The 13,746-nt window shown below is 72.9% G+C and carries 9 protein-coding genes and 2 tRNA genes; 3 read left to right on the plus strand and 8 right to left on the minus strand.

What is annotated here, in order from left to right:
- Positions 1–33 precede the first annotated feature (33 nt).
- Both ACIBNA_RS08605 and ACIBNA_RS08610 read right to left on the minus strand, forming a co-directional pair.
- Positions 34–106, minus strand: a tRNA-Arg gene (locus ACIBNA_RS08605).
- A gap of 199 nt (positions 107–305) precedes the next feature.
- Positions 306–396: transfer RNA gene (locus ACIBNA_RS08610), tRNA-Ser, on the minus strand.
- A 238-nt stretch (positions 397–634) separates the two neighbouring features.
- Between ACIBNA_RS08610 and ACIBNA_RS08615 the strand changes: the two genes are divergently transcribed.
- Entirely contained in the window at positions 635–1,192 is a 558-nt protein-coding gene (locus ACIBNA_RS08615) for an SSI family serine proteinase inhibitor (RefSeq protein ID WP_399164488.1), read from the plus strand.
- Between the two features lie 326 nt (positions 1,193–1,518).
- Entirely contained in the window at positions 1,519–6,504 is a 4,986-nt protein-coding gene (locus ACIBNA_RS08620; RefSeq protein ID WP_399164489.1) for a PAS domain-containing protein, read from the plus strand.
- A gap of 141 nt (positions 6,505–6,645) precedes the next feature.
- Here the strand turns inward: ACIBNA_RS08620 and ACIBNA_RS08625 are convergent, their stop codons facing one another.
- Complete coding sequence (locus ACIBNA_RS08625; RefSeq protein WP_399164490.1) at positions 6,646–7,227, minus strand: TetR family transcriptional regulator; 582 nt, start codon at positions 7,225–7,227, stop codon at positions 6,646–6,648.
- 130 nt (positions 7,228–7,357) lie between these two features.
- Between ACIBNA_RS08625 and ACIBNA_RS08630 the strand changes: the two genes are divergently transcribed.
- Entirely contained in the window at positions 7,358–8,569 is a 1,212-nt protein-coding gene (locus tag ACIBNA_RS08630; RefSeq protein WP_399164491.1) for an MFS transporter, read from the plus strand.
- A 104-nt stretch (positions 8,570–8,673) separates the two neighbouring features.
- Here the strand turns inward: ACIBNA_RS08630 and ACIBNA_RS08635 are convergent, their stop codons facing one another.
- From ACIBNA_RS08635 to ACIBNA_RS08655, 5 genes are all read right to left on the minus strand, one after another.
- Positions 8,674–10,350 (minus strand): long-chain fatty acid--CoA ligase, encoded by a 1,677-nt coding sequence (locus tag ACIBNA_RS08635; protein ID WP_399164718.1) that lies wholly within the window; start codon positions 10,348–10,350, stop codon positions 8,674–8,676.
- Between the two features lie 125 nt (positions 10,351–10,475).
- On the minus strand, positions 10,476–11,036 hold the full coding sequence (locus ACIBNA_RS08640; protein WP_274817515.1) for a SigE family RNA polymerase sigma factor: 561 nt from the start codon (positions 11,034–11,036) through the stop codon (positions 10,476–10,478).
- Positions 11,037–11,169: 133 nt separating this feature from the next.
- The gene (locus tag ACIBNA_RS08645; protein ID WP_399164492.1) at positions 11,170–12,342 is read right to left on the minus strand and encodes a lipid-transfer protein; all 1,173 of its coding nucleotides are present in this window, start codon (positions 12,340–12,342) and stop codon (positions 11,170–11,172) included.
- Entirely contained in the window at positions 12,339–12,722 is a 384-nt protein-coding gene (locus tag ACIBNA_RS08650; protein ID WP_399164493.1) for a MaoC family dehydratase, read from the minus strand. Before ACIBNA_RS08650 ends, ACIBNA_RS08645 begins: the two co-directional genes overlap by 4 nt.
- Complete coding sequence (locus tag ACIBNA_RS08655) at positions 12,719–13,633, minus strand: bifunctional MaoC family dehydratase N-terminal/OB-fold nucleic acid binding domain-containing protein (protein WP_399164494.1); 915 nt, start codon at positions 13,631–13,633, stop codon at positions 12,719–12,721. The genes ACIBNA_RS08650 and ACIBNA_RS08655 overlap by 4 nt, the downstream gene beginning before the upstream one ends.
- Positions 13,634–13,746 lie beyond the last annotated feature (113 nt).

Below are 13,746 nucleotides of genomic sequence, written 5' to 3' on the forward strand. Positions count from 1 at the left end.
CCTGGGATGATCCCAGGGGGCCTTTGACCTGTGTGCACTCGGCAGGATTCGAACCTGCAACCTTCTGATCCGTAGTCAGATGCTCTATCCGTTAAGCTACGAGTGCTTGTTCTGTTTTTTTCGCCGCTCTCGGGCCTTCCGGCTCGCTCGCGGCGACAGGAAGAACATTACATGACCGCCGCCGCCATGTGAAATCCGTTTGCCACACCCCTTGTGACCTGGGGAAATGACCTCAGAGGCGCATCGGCGACGGGGCCGACGACAGCGAAGCCCCGGTCGGGTGACCGGGGCTTCGTGATCAGGTGCGGAGGCGGAGGGATTTGAACCCTCGATGGGCTTTAAGACCCAAACCGCATTAGCAGTGCGGCGCCATAGACCGGACTAGGCGACGCCTCCAGGCACATCCTCCCGCGCGAGCGCGAGTCGGTGCGTGCCGATGATGACACAGTCGAGCGTGCTGTCACCAATCGACCCCCACGGTACTAGGCGGGAAGGGCGCAGGGCAAAGGCCTTGTCCGGGCAGTAGCGGGAGGTGTGCCGGGGTGTGCGGTGGTGGGGTGTGCGGTGGTGTCGTGCGGCGCCTCGGACCGGCGCGCAACGTACCGGGCCGCGCCGCGTTAGTCAGGTCATGTCGATGTCGCATGCCATTCGCCGGGGTCACCCCGGAAACGCGTCCCAGGCCTCCCGGGCCTCCCGAACCTCCCGGACCATCGCTCGTCCCGGTCTGCGGCGGCTCGTCGTCGGGGCCGCCGCCTCCGTCGCCGCCTTCGGGGCGCTGGCCGCGGTGTCCCCGGCCGCGTACGCCCAGCCCGGCCCGTCCCCGGCCGGGCTCGGTGGCCACCAGGGCCCGGACCGGGACCATCTCACCGTCACCGTGCGGAACGCGGGCGGTGAGGTCGACGGGACGTATGAGCTGTACTGCGGGCCCGACGGCGGCAGCCATCCCGACCCGCGCGGAGCCTGCGCCGCCCTGGAGCGGGACACGCGGTGGGGGAAGGACGTCTTCGCACCCGCCCCGGAAGGCGGCTTCTGCACCATGCAGTACGGCGGGCCGGCCACCGCGCACGTCACCGGCACCTGGGCCGGACGGCCCGTCGACGCCACGTACGACCGACGTGACGGCTGCGGGATCGCCCGCTGGGACCGGCTCGTACCGCTGCTGCCGGACATGGGATCCGAGAAGCACCCCTGAGGTAACCCGGGGCGGTGGTTCCCGTGGCGTCGCTCGCGCCCCTATCCGGCCACCTCACGCCCTCATCCGGCCACCCGGGCAAAAAGGTACAGAAACACTGTCCTCGTAAAGGTCCCGCGAAGGTCCCGCGACGTCGTTGCAGGAGGGGCGGGCGTTTCCGGTTACTCGGTCGTCAGTTCGGGGTCACTTGCTCGTGCGACCTCGCTCTCATCCGGCGTCGCGAGCGCAACCGGAGCCCTTAGACTCCCTCGCGTGACACGCTGCGGGACGGTTGGCAAGATGGCCCGAGCGGTTGGCAAGGTGCGGTAACAGGGAGGAAGCGTCTCGTGAGCAGCAGGCCATCCCGAGGCGCTGCTCGCCTCGCAGCCATACTGGACGCTCTTCCCGACGCGTTGGTGCTGGTCAACGCCAACGGGACGGTCGTCAACGCCAACACCATCGCCCTGGAGGCCTTCGAGACGCCGGGCACCGCTCTGGTGGGGCGCGGGCTGCTCGATCTGCTGCCGCAGTTCGACTCCAAGCTCATCCCGGGGTCCATGCGGCGGCCGGAGCACCTCGATCCGCATGCCCGGACCAAGCCGACCCGGATGATCGCGCGCAGGACGGACGGGACCGAGTTCCCCGTCGAGGTCACCAGTGCGAATCTGGAGAACGGGCAGCAGGCCTACGACGGTTACGGCTACACCGGCGACGAGCTGCTCATGCTCGTCGTGCGGGACCTGTCCGGGACCGTGGACACCGAGGCCGAGCTGGCGCGGTCGCAGCGGCAGACCGAGATGATCCTGCGGGCCGCGGCCGAGGGCGTCGTCGGGACCGACACCGACGGGCGGATCGTGCTCGTCAATCCGGCCGCCGCCCAGATACTGGGTTTCCGGGCCAGCGATCTCGGCGGGCGCGCACTGCACGATCTCGTGCTGCACTCGCGCGCCGACGGATCGCCCTTCCCGTACGAGGAGTCGCCGCTCGCCGACACCCTGCGCTCCGGGCGCAAGCACCGGGTGCGCGGGCAGATGCTGTACGCCAAGGACGGCGGCAAGGTGCCGGTCGATCTGACGACCGCGCCCGTGCGCGACGGCGAGCAGCTCGTCGGCGCCGTGATGACCTTCACCGACCGGCGGCCCTACGACGCCGTCGTCGAGGAGAAGGAGGCGGCTCAGAAGCGCCACGCGGAAGAGCTGGAGCGGATCGCCGAGGAGCACGCCTCCGAGCTGACCGCGCTGCGCCAGCAGCACGTGACCGAGCTGGAGGAGCTGCACGAGCGGCACGCCGAGGAGCTCGGCGCGAACGAGGAGCGGTACGCCGCCCTCGGGGAGCGGGAGAAGGACCGCTACGAGGCGCTCGCCGCACGGCACGAGCAGTTGCTGACCCTGCTCGGGCAGTCGCTGCGCGGGCCGCTGGAGGAACTGCGGCGTGAGCTGGCCGCGCTGGCCGCGGACGACGCCGGGCAGCTGTGGCCCGAGGCCAACCAGGTGCTGCACCACCTGTCCGCCGGGTATTCGCGCATCACGACGCTCATCGACAACGTCCTCGGCTATCAGCGGCTGGACACGGGCAGCGAGGGCATCTCCCGTACGAAGGTGATGCTGGACGCCGTCGTCGCCGCCGGTGTCGACGGGGCCGTCGAGCTCATCGGGCCCGGGCGGGTGCAGTTCGCCGTGCACGCGCCGCCCATCGAGGCCGAGGTCGATCCCCGGCTGCTCGCGACCGCCCTCGCGCATCTGGTCGCGGACGTGGCGGGGGTCGACGCGACCGGCAACACGCCCGTGTCCGCGGGCGGCTACATGGACAACACCGTCGTGGTGGCGGCGGCCCAGCGCGGCGAGGTCGTACGCATCGAGGTGCGCGGGCCGTACGCCGGCGGTGACACCGTGCACGAGCCCATCGTCCGCGGGATCGTCCGGGCTCACGGTGGTGTGCTCCAGACGCATGAAGTGCCGGGGATGAGCGGTAACGCCTACGTCCTCGAAGTGCCGATCGGGGGCGGGGCCGGGGCCGTTGCCGCGGATGCCGCCGCCCAGGCGGTTGACGAGGGGCTGCCCGCTGCCTCCGGTGATCAGACGTCCGGTGGGCAGACCTCCGGTGGAGGACGGCGCCGGGCGCGGCGGTCCAACACCGATGCGTTCCTGGACGGTGACGTTCCGGCTGAGGGCGACGACGGGGCCGGTGGGTCCGGTGCCGAGGGGGCCGCGCCCACCGGGCGGCGCAGGAGGCGGGCCGCCGGGGAACCGGCTGCCCTTCCCGCGCAGGCTTCCGGTGAGGGTGCGGCCGCGTCGGGCGGTACCGGGCGGCGGCGGCGTGCGGCCGAGAACGCCGGTGCGGCTCCGGCCCTGCCCGTCGGGGGCGCCGTCCAGGGCGTCGCCGAAGGGGCCGTCGTCACGGCCGCCGAGCATGCGGCGGGGACCGCCGCCTCGGGTACGGGACTGGGCGGGACCGTTCCGCCGCAGGGCGTGCCCGCGCCCTCCGAGCGGCGGGCCCGGCGTGAGGTCCAGCCCGGCGAGCAGCACGCGCTGCCGCCGGCACTGCCCGCGCCGTCCGGCGAGGCCGCCGCAGCTTCAGCCGACGCGGCCCAGGGCCAGGCCCAGGCTTCGCAGCCGACCGGGCGTCGGCGGCGTGCGCTGGCTGCTGCCGCCGAGCGGGCGGCCGCGCAGGAGGCGGCGGGGCCGCGTGCGGTGTTCGCCTTGCCGCCGGCCGAGGCGGATCAGGCCCCGGCCGGACCGGCCGGACCAGCCGGCGCCGCCGACCAGGGGCAGCAGGTCGCGCCAGGTGGTGTGCCCGGTCAGGGACAGGGGGCCGGTCAGGGGCAGGTGCCCGGTCAGGGACAGGGGGCCGGTCAGGGGCAGGTGCCCGGTCATGGTCAGGTGCCGGGGCAGGGACAGGGAGCCGTGGCGGTTCCCGGTTCCGCTGCCGCCGGTGACGGACGGCTCGAGGAAGGGCGGCACGACGCCGTCCCGCACGACCAGTCGGCCGATCACACCCCGCCCCAGCCGCACCCCACGAGTGCGCCGACCGGGCGTCGGCGGCGGGCCGTTGCGGCTCAGCCGGCCGACGGGGCCGGAGCGCAGGCGCCCGGTACGGCGTCTCCCGTGGCTGGTGCGCCTGGGCAGGGGGCGGGACAGCAGGCCGGTTCCGTGCCCGCGGGGACCGAGCAGGGGGGTCCCGCGCAGCAGGACGTCACCGGTCAGGTTCCGGTGGGTCAGGCCGGTCCGGGACAAGGCACCCCAGGTCAGGGTGTGCCCGTCCAGGCCGGGGTGGCTGCCGGGCAGGTCGCGCCCGGTACGGCTGTGCCGCCGCAGGGCGTGGCGGTTCCGGCGCAGGGGAACGCAGCTCACGCGCAGGGCAACGCCGTGCACCCGCAGGACAACGCCGTTCCTCCCCAGGGGAACGTCCCGCACGCGAGCGTCCCCCAGCCGCAGGGCACCGCAGTCCCGCCCCAGGGTGTCGCCGCGCCCCCGCAGAGCATCGCCGTACCCCCGCAAGGCGTGTCCGTCCCCGCCCCGGGCGGTCTCGGGCACAGCGTGCAGGCGGCCCTCCCGGGCCAGGCGCTTCAACCCGCGTCCCTGAACCAGCCCCACGGCGCGCAGCCACTGCCGCAGCAGGGCGTCGTCACACCGGAGCAGCAGCCCTCCGCCAGTCAGCCGCTCCCCGCCGAGTCCGCCCCCGGGCAGGGCACCCCGGCTCAGGGAACCCCCGCTCCGGGCACCCCACCCCAGGGCACCGCCACCCCCGGAACCCCATCCCCGGTCCCGGCCCCAGGCACCCCCGCCCCCCAGCCACAGACCTGGCCCGCCGCCGACCACACCTCGGGGGCCGGTGTCGCCGTACCTCCGAACGGTCCGGCACAGTCCGTACCCACGAACGGCGCGGCACAGTCCGCAGCTCCCAACGGCGCCGCCGCACACCCCGCCTTCCCCCCGAACGGCACCCCCGCGGCCCAGGCCCCGCAGCCCCACACCCCGGCGCCGGGCACCCCGATGCCCCCGGAGGGCGCAACGCGGGCGGCTCAGCCGTTGCCCGCGGAGGCGGCCGCGCCCGTCGACCCGAACTCCACGCAGGGGCGGGCGATCAGCGTGCGGACGCTGGGCCAAGGCGTGCCGTTCAACCGGCAGGCGGCCCACGTGCAGCAGCCGTCGGGCGGGCCCGCCGCGCGTCCCTCGGCCGCTTCGGCCCCGCAGGCGCCGGGTGCGCCCGCGGCCCCCTCGGCGACGCCGCCCCCGCACCAGTCGGGCGGATCGGGTCGGCGCCGCAAGCTCGGCACGCCGCCCGACCCGGCCGCGCGGACGGAACAGGCCGGTCGGAGTGACCAGACACCCCGCCAGGAAACGGCGCCGCGCCCGGAGCAGGCCGCGCGCCCGCATCCGACGGCCGAGCCGACGCCCGCGCAGGGCACCGCACCGGTCCCCGCGCCCGTCCCGGCGCAGCCGTCCCTCGCTGGTCAGTCGCGGCTCGCGCAGATGACCGAGGGTGGTGGACGGTCGTACGCCATAGGCGCGCCGGACGAGAACGCCGCCGAGGGTCCGGAGCCGCTGGACGGGCCGGGCGGTGCCGTCGAGGTGGCCGATCCGCCGGTGCCGCAGCCGATGGACGACGAGTTGCCGCCGGAGCCGCTGGACAACCCGCGGCGGCTGCTGGTGTGGCCCGCGCCGGACCTCAGCACCTCGCAGGCGCTGAGCGACCGCGGTTACCGGCCCGTGATCGTGAACTCGCGCGAGGAGGTCGACGCGCAGATCGCGGCCTTCCCCGCCGCGCTGTTCGTCGACCCGCTGACCGGGCCGATCACGCGTACGGCGTTGCAGTCGCTGCGGCAGGCCGCAGTCGCCGCCGAGGTGCCCGTCCTGGTCACGGCCGGACTCGGGCAGGCCTCGCGGGACGCGGCCTACGGTGCCGATCCCGCCGTCCTGCTGAAGGCGCTGGCGCCGCGCGACAGTGAGCAGCACCCGCCGCGGGTGCTGCTGATCGAGGAGCACGCGGAGATCGCGCTGGCGCTGACGGCGACGCTGGAGCGGCGCGGGATGCAGGTCGCGCGGGCGGCGAGTGACGGCGATGCGGTGACGCTGGCGGGGCAGTTCCGGCCGAACCTGGTCGTGATGGACCTGATGCAGGTGCACCGGCGGCAGGCCGGGATCGTGGACTGGCTGCGCGCGAACGGGCAGCTCAACCGCACCCCGCTCGTCGTCTACACGGCCGCCGTCGACCAGGCCGACCTGCCGCGGCTGGCCGCCGGAGAAACGGTGCTCTTCCTCGCGGAGCGGTCCACCAGCGGCGAGGTGCAGTCCCGGATCGTCGAGCTGCTGTCCCGGATCGGGACCAACTAGGGCCTGTCGTTTGGATCACGCCGCAGACGCGGGGTCTGGCACACACCTCTGCGGCGTTGTAGTCGGTTGCCGGCACCGCGCAGAACAGTCGCTTCCCTGCGACCTGATCCAAACGACAGGGCCTAGGGGAGTCCGAGCGCGCTATCGGGCCGAGAGGCGGCGGGCCGCCTCCTTGACCGAGGTGCGCAGGCGGTCCCGGTCGGGGTCCTCGCCGCCGACCAGGATGCGCCGCATCTGCGGCACGACCGCGGTCCAGTTGGCCAATGCGGTCAGCAGGAACAGCAGGTCGGCCGCCGGGATCGCGTCGGTGACGACCCCGCGGTCCTGGCCGTCCTGGAGGGCGGCGACCTTGCGGGCGTAGTGCTCCTGACGGTCGGACTCGTGGGGCAGTTCGGTGTCGCCGTACTCCAGGCCTTCCCAGAAGAGCAGGCGCAGCAGCTCCGGGTGGGCGGCGTGGTAGTCCATCAGGCGGTCGATCCAGCCCTCGATGTCGTCCGGGTCGATGGGGACCGCCTCGGCGAGGTGGAGCATCTTCCTTTCGAGGACGATCGCGAACAGCTCCGCCTTGTTGCCGAAGTAGGCGTAGATCAACTGCTTGTTGGCCTTCGCCTCGGCGGCGATGCGGTCGATGCGGGCGCCGGCGATGCCGTGCCGGGCGAACTCCGCGACCGCCGCCTCGAAGATCCGGGCCTTGGTGGCGTCGGGGTCCCTTGCTGCTGCCATGGGAAAGAGGGTAACGCGCCAGGTAACCAACTGTTTGGTTGACAGGGAATCGAAGGGCGACCCACACTGTTGCCCCATTGTCCAACCAACCAGTTAGTTGTTAGAGCCGACTCCAAGGGGTCCTCCTCCCATGCCGTCAGCGACCACAGCCACGACCACCTCCCGCCGGGCCGGCGCGGCCCCCGTGCGCCAGGCGCCTACGCCCGCACCCGGTCTCTTCCTCACCCTGATCGCCGTGTGCAGCGCGGTTACCGCCGCCAACATCTACCTCGCCGCGCCGCTGCTCTCGCTCATGGCCCGCGACTTCGGCTCGGCGCCCTCGGCCGTCGCCTGGATCGCCTCGGTCGCGCAGCTCGGCTACGCGGTCGGCCTGCTGTTCTTCGCCCCGCTCGGCGACAGCGCGAACCGGCGCCGACTGGTCGGCGGGCTCACGCTCGTCACCACCGTCGCACTGGCCGCCAGCGCCGCCGCCCCGGGTGTCACCGCCCTCGCGGTCGCCGTGTTCGTCGCCTCGGCCGCGACCGTCATCCCGCAGTTGCTCGTCCCGCTGGTCGCCGAACGCGCCCCGGCCGAGCGGCGTGCCCGTCATGTCGCGGCCGTCGTCGCGGGCCTGTTCACCGGCATCGTCGCGGCCCGGGTGCTGGGCGGACTGGCCGGGCAGGCCTTCGGCTGGCGCTGGGTGTTCGCCGGCGCTGCCGTGCTCACTCTCGTCCTGGGACTCGCGACCGCACTCGTCCTGCCGTCGCAGCGGCGGCGGGAAGGCCCGCTGTTCGCCGGACTCGCCGCGCTGCCCTCCGTGCTGCGCCACTCGTCCGACCTGTGGCGCGCCTGCCTGCGGCAGGCCGGGATGTTCGGGGCGTGGAGCGCGCTGTGGACCTCGCTCGCCCTGCTGCTGACCGGGCCGGCGTACGGGCTGTCCACCGCGACGGCCGGACTCTTCGGGCTGTTCGGACTGACGGCGACCGCGGTGGCACCGCTGGCCGGCGGGCTCGTGGACCGGTTCGGCGCGGAGCGTGTCGTGCGGTCCGCGTATCTGCTCGCCGGCGTGTCCGTGCCGCTGTTCTGGCTGGGCGGGCGGGTGCTGGGGGCGCTGTTCGCCGCCGCCGTGCTGATCCACGCGGCGCTCGTCGCCTCCCACGTCGCCAACCAGACCCTCGCCCTGACCGCCACGTCCACCCCGGCCACCGCCAACACCGCCTATGTGGTCGCCGGTTTCGCGGGCGGTGCCGGCGCCTCGGCCCTCGCCGGGTTCGCCTTCAGCCACTTCGGCTGGGTCGGGGTGTGCGCGGTGGCGGGCGTGTGGCTGGTGCTGGGGTGGGGGGTGACCGCCGTACGGCGGTGACGGCGGTCCTGATGAGGCTGACCTCCGTACGACGATGACGGCGGTCCTGATGAGGCTGACCTCCGTACGACGATGACGGCGGTCAGGCCATGCGTGCCCAGAGGTCAGAGCCGGGTGATGTCCAGCTCCCCCTCCGCGTACCGCCTGCGCAGCACCTTCTTGTCGAACTTGCCGACGCTCGTCTTCGGCACCGCCTCGATGACCGTCCAGCGCTCCGGGAGCTGCCACTTGGCGATCTTGCCCTCGTCGGCGAGGAAGGCGCGCAGGGTCTCGAAGGTGGCGGTGGAGCCTTCCTTGAGGACGACCGTGGCCAGGGGGCGCTCGCCCCACTTGTCGTCGGGTACGGCGACGACGGCCGCCTCGGCCACCTCGGGGTGGGACATGAGGGCGTTCTCCAGCTCCACCGACGAGATCCACTCGCCGCCGGACTTGATGACGTCCTTGGCACGGTCGGTGAGGGTGAGGTAGCCGTCGGGGGAGATCGTCCCCACGTCGCCCGTCTTGAGCCAGCCGTCCTCGCTGAACTTGTCGGCGGGGCACAGGGGGTCGGCGCCCGGGCCGTTGTAGTAGGCGCCGGCGATCCACGGGCCGCGCACCTCCAGCTCGCCGGCCGACTCGCCGTCCCAGGTGAGGCGTTCGCCGCCCGGGCCGGTCAGCCGGGCCTCGACGCCGGCCGGGAAACGGCCCTGGGTGAGGCGGTAGGCGAACTCCTCCTCCGTGCCGACGGCACCGGCCGGGGGACGGGCGACCGTGCCGAGCGGGGACGTCTCCGTCATGCCCCAGGCGTGGCAGACCCGCATGCCCAGCTTGTCGAAGGCCTCCATGAGGGACGGCGGACAGGCCGAGCCGCCGATGGTGACCTGGGTGAGGGAGGAGACGTCGCGGGGGTGCGCTGTCAGCTCGGCGAGCAGGCCCTGCCAGATGGTCGGGACGGCGGCGGCATGGGTCGGCTTCTCGCACTCGATCATCGCGGCGAGCGGCGCCGGCTGGAGGAAGCGGTCCGGCATCAGCAGGTTCACGCCGGTCATGAAGGTCGCGTGCGGCAGCCCCCACGCGTTTACGTGGAACTGCGGCACCACGACCAGCGAGGTGTCCTCGTCGGTCAGGCCCATCGACTGGGCCATGTTGACCTGCATGGAGTGCAGGTAGATGGAGCGGTGGCTGTAGACCACGCCCTTGGGGTCGCCGGTGGTGCCGGAGGTGTAGCACATGGAGGCGGCCTGGCGTTCGTCCAGCTCCGGCCAGTCGTACGAGGTGGGCTTCCCGGCGATCAGGTCGTCGTACTCGTGGACCCGCGCGGTCGCGTCCGCGAGCAGGGAGCGGTCCCCGGCGCCGGAGACGACCACGTGCTCGACCGTCTTCAGGTGCGGGAGCAGCGGGGCGAGCAGGGGGAGCAGCGAACCGTTGGCGATGATCACGCGGTCCGCCGCGTGGTTGACGATCCAGGCCAGCTGCTCGGGCGGGAGCCGGAGGTTCAGGGTGTGGAGGACCGCGCCCATGGAGGGGATCGCGAAGTAGGCCTCCACATGCTCCGCGTTGTTCCACATCAAGGTGGCGACCCGGTCGTCGTCGGCGACGCCGAGGTCCTCGCGCAGGGCGTGTGCGAGCTGGGCCGCGCGGGCGCCGATCTCGGCGAAGGAGCGACGGTGCGGCTCGGCCTCACCGGTCCAGGTGGTCACCTGTGATGTCCCGTGGATCGTCGACCCGTGGGTCAGGATCCTCGAGATCAGCAGCGGTACGTCCTGCATGGTGCTCAGCACGGCGTCCTCCCGGGGCGACATTGCCTGCGCGGTGGTAAGAGTTGCGCTGATTCTGCGCACATACCGCTTGGTATGTCACTAGGACCGGGCGATCGATCACGTCACGGCTGCCGACGGAACCGCTCACCGGCGGCCGACACATCCGCTCAACTACGGACAAGCCCCAGCTCAGCGTCCTCGCGGAGCTTGCCGAGCGCGCGGGAGACGGCCGACTTCACCGTGCCCACCGAGACGCCGAGCACCTCGGCCGTCTGGACCTCGCTGAGGTCCTCGTAGTACCTGAGGACCACCATCGCCCGCTGCCGGGCCGGCAGCCGCATGATCGCCCGCCACATCGCGTCGCGCAGCGCCTGCTGCTCGGCCGGGTCGTCGCCGCCGGGCACCGGCTCCGGCTCGGGCAGCTCGTCGCAGGCGAACTCGTCGACCTTGCGCTTGCGCCACTGCGACGTCCGTGTGTTCAGCAGCGCCCGGCGCACATAGCCGTCGAGGGCGCGATGGTCCTCGATACGCTCCCAGGCGACGTACGTCTTGGCGAGCGCGGTCTGCAACAGGTCTTCGGCGTCGCTCGGGTTGCCGGTGAGCGAGCGGGCGGTACGCAGCAGCACCGGCTGGCGGGCCCTGACGTACGACGAGAACGACGGGTACGGAAGGGTCTGCGCCGCTGGTGCAGCGGCCTTCGACGCGCTGGTGCAGACGAGTGTGGTCATGGCTCAACGCTATGAGCGGGGCCACCTCCAGCGGATCGGCCGCAGGTCCCGAAGCGGGGTCCCCCTCAGGTTGTAGGGGTAGGGCTTGCTGCACCTCCTGTAGGTGGAGCGGAGGACCCGGGGTACTGCGGGTTCACCCCTGAGGGCCGGCGGTCAGTACGAGCCCCGACGTGGGCACGCCCGTCCCCGCCGTCACCAGGACCCGCTCCGCACCCGGTATCCGGTTCACCGCCGTCCCCCTGATCTGCCGGACGGCCTCCGCCACCCCGTTCATCCCGTGCAGGTACGCCTCCCCCAGCTGCCCGCCGTGCGTGTTGAGCGGCAGGCGTTCCTCGGCCACGAAGTCCGGTGCCTCGCCGGGTCCGCAGAAGCCGAGCTCCTCCAGCTGCAGCAGCACGAACGGTGTGAAGTGGTCGTAGAGGATGCCCACGTCGATGTCGGCCGGCGCGAGCCCCGAGGTCCGCCACAGCTGCCGGGCCACCACCGCCGTCTCGGGCAGGCCGGTCAGGTCGTCGCGGTAGAAGCTGGTCATCTGCTCCTGCGCGCGTCCCGCGCCCTGGGCGGCCGCCGCGATCACGGCCGGCGGGTGCGGCAGGTCGCGGGCCCGTTCCACGGAGGTGACGACGAGTGCCTGTCCGCCGTCCGTCTCCTGGCAGCAGTCCAGCAGCCGCAGCGGCTCGGCGATCCAGCGGGACGCGGCGTGGTCGGCCAGGGTGATGGGCCGGCCGTGGAAGTAGGCCGCCGGGTTGGTCGCCGCGTACCTGCGGTCGACGACGGCCACGTGCCCGAAGGCCTCCGGTGTCAGGCCGTAGGTGTGGAGGTAGCGCCGGGCCGCCATCGCCACCCACGACGCCGGGGTGAGCAGGCCGAACGGCAGCGCCCAGCCGAGCGCCGCGCCCTCCGCCGACGGCTCCCGGTGACGTACCCCGGAGCCGAAGCGGCGGCCCGAGCGCTCGTTGAAGGCCCGGTAGCAGACGACCACGTCCGCCACTCCCGCGGCGATCGCCAGGGCCGCCTGCTGGACGGTGGCGCAGGCCGCGCCGCCGCCGTAGTGGATCCGGGAGAAGAAGGAGAGCTCGCCGATGCCCGCCGCCTGGGCCACGGTGATCTCGGGGCTGGTGTCCATGGTGAACGTGACCATCCCGTCCACGTCCGCCGGGGTGAGGCCCGCGTCCGCCAGGGCCGCGCGCACCGCTTCGACGGCCAGGCGCAGTTCGCTGCGGCCCGAGTCCTTGGAGAACTCGGTGGCCCCGATGCCGGCGATGGCGGCGTGCCCGCCGAGTCCGTCCCGCCCTCGCAGGCTCATCCCGGAACCCTCACCGTCACCGTGCCCGTGACGTGCTTGCCGATGCCGTTCGCGCCGACGACCCGGACCGTCACCAGGTCCCCGTCGGCCTCCTCGACCGTGCCCGTCAGCACCATCGTGTCCCCGGGGTGGTTGGGCGCGCCGAGCCGGATCGCCACCCGGCGCAGCTGCGCCCGGGGCCCGAAGTGGTCGGTGATGTACCGGCCGACCAGGCCGTTGGTCGTCAGGATGTTCATGAAGATGTCGGGGGAGCCCTTCCGCCGGGCCAGCTCCGGGTCGTGGTGCACGTCCTGGTAGTCCCGGGAGGCGATCGCCCCGGCGACGATCAGGGTGCGGGTGATCGGGATCTCCAGGGGCGGGAGACGGTCGCCGGCGTTCACCGCGTCACCCCCTGGAAGACGGGCAGCACCAGCTCGTCGTCGTACCGCCGGAATTCCAGCCGCACCGGCATCCCGACGCGCACCTCGTCGTACGGCACCCCCACCACGTTGCTGACGATCCGCACGCCCTCCGCGAGCTCGATCAGCCCGACCGCGTAGGGGGGCTCGAAGGCCGGGAACGGCGGGTGGTGCATGACGACGTACGAGTAGACCGTGCCCTCGCCGCTCGCCTCGACGGTGTCCCACTGCGGGGAGCCGCAGCTGTTGCAGCCCGGCAGCCAGGGGAAACGCAGGGTGCCGCAGCCGGTGCAGCGCTGGATCAGCAGCGCGTGGCGCGCCACGCCCTCCCAGAAGCCGGCGTTGTCGCGGTTGACGACGGGGCGGGGGCGACGTTCCTTCGGGTCCTTCGGCCGGCCTGCGGGGGCGTATTTGAGGATGCGGAAGCGGTGGGTGCCGGCGAGTTCGCCGCCCGCCCTGATGTCCGTGCGGGTGGTGACGAAGTAGCCCGTCCCGAGCTTCGTGGTCTTGCGGCCGGACACCGACTCGATCACCGAGTCGAAGGTGATCTCGTCCCCGGGGCGCAGGGGGCGGAGGTACTCCTGCTCGCAGTCGGTGGCGACGACCGCGTCATGGCCCGACTCGTCCAGCAGGCCGAGGAGTTCTTCGTACGCCGCCGTGCGTTCCGGGCGGCGGGAGAGACCGGCCATGGTCCACGCCTGGAGCATGGTGGGGGGAGCGATGGCGTCCGGGCCGGCGTACGCCGGGTTGGTGTCGCCCACGGCCTCGCACCAGTGCCTGATCATCGGCTCGTTGACGGGGTCCCGGCCGACCCCGGTGGCGGCGGCCGGGCGGCCCTCGTAGGCCTTCAGGCGCGCCTCTAACTCGTCGTGGACCTCCGGCTCACCAGTCACAGTTTCTGACTGTCCGTCAGATCAAGTGCCTCGTCAAGCCCCCGACAGACACCGAAAACGCCTGCGCGGCGGTACCGAATCACCGCCGCCCAGGCGCTTGTCACCCCACGAAG

Origin of the sequence: Streptomyces sp. NPDC050164 (genome assembly GCF_044459945.1) — a bacterium.
GTDB classification, from domain to species: domain Bacteria; phylum Actinomycetota; class Actinomycetes; order Streptomycetales; family Streptomycetaceae; genus Streptomyces; species Streptomyces coeruleorubidus_A.

Bases quoted from the DNA above. Each gene is read 5' to 3' on its own strand.
- ACIBNA_RS08645 (WP_399164492.1), bottom strand. From the start codon at position 12,342: ATGAGCCTGCGAGGGCGGGACGGACTCGGCGGGCACGCCGCCATCGCC.
- ACIBNA_RS08625 (WP_399164490.1), bottom strand. From the start codon at position 7,227: ATGGCAGCAGCAAGGGACCCCGACGCCACCAAGGCCCGGATCTTCGAG.
- ACIBNA_RS08630 (WP_399164491.1), top strand. From the start codon at position 7,358: ATGCCGTCAGCGACCACAGCCACGACCACCTCCCGCCGGGCCGGCGCG.
- ACIBNA_RS08615 (WP_399164488.1), top strand. From the start codon at position 635: ATGTCGCATGCCATTCGCCGGGGTCACCCCGGAAACGCGTCCCAGGCC.
- ACIBNA_RS08635 (WP_399164718.1), bottom strand. From the start codon at position 10,350: ATGTCGCCCCGGGAGGACGCCGTGCTGAGCACCATGCAGGACGTACCG.
- ACIBNA_RS08640 (WP_274817515.1), bottom strand. From the start codon at position 11,036: ATGACCACACTCGTCTGCACCAGCGCGTCGAAGGCCGCTGCACCAGCG.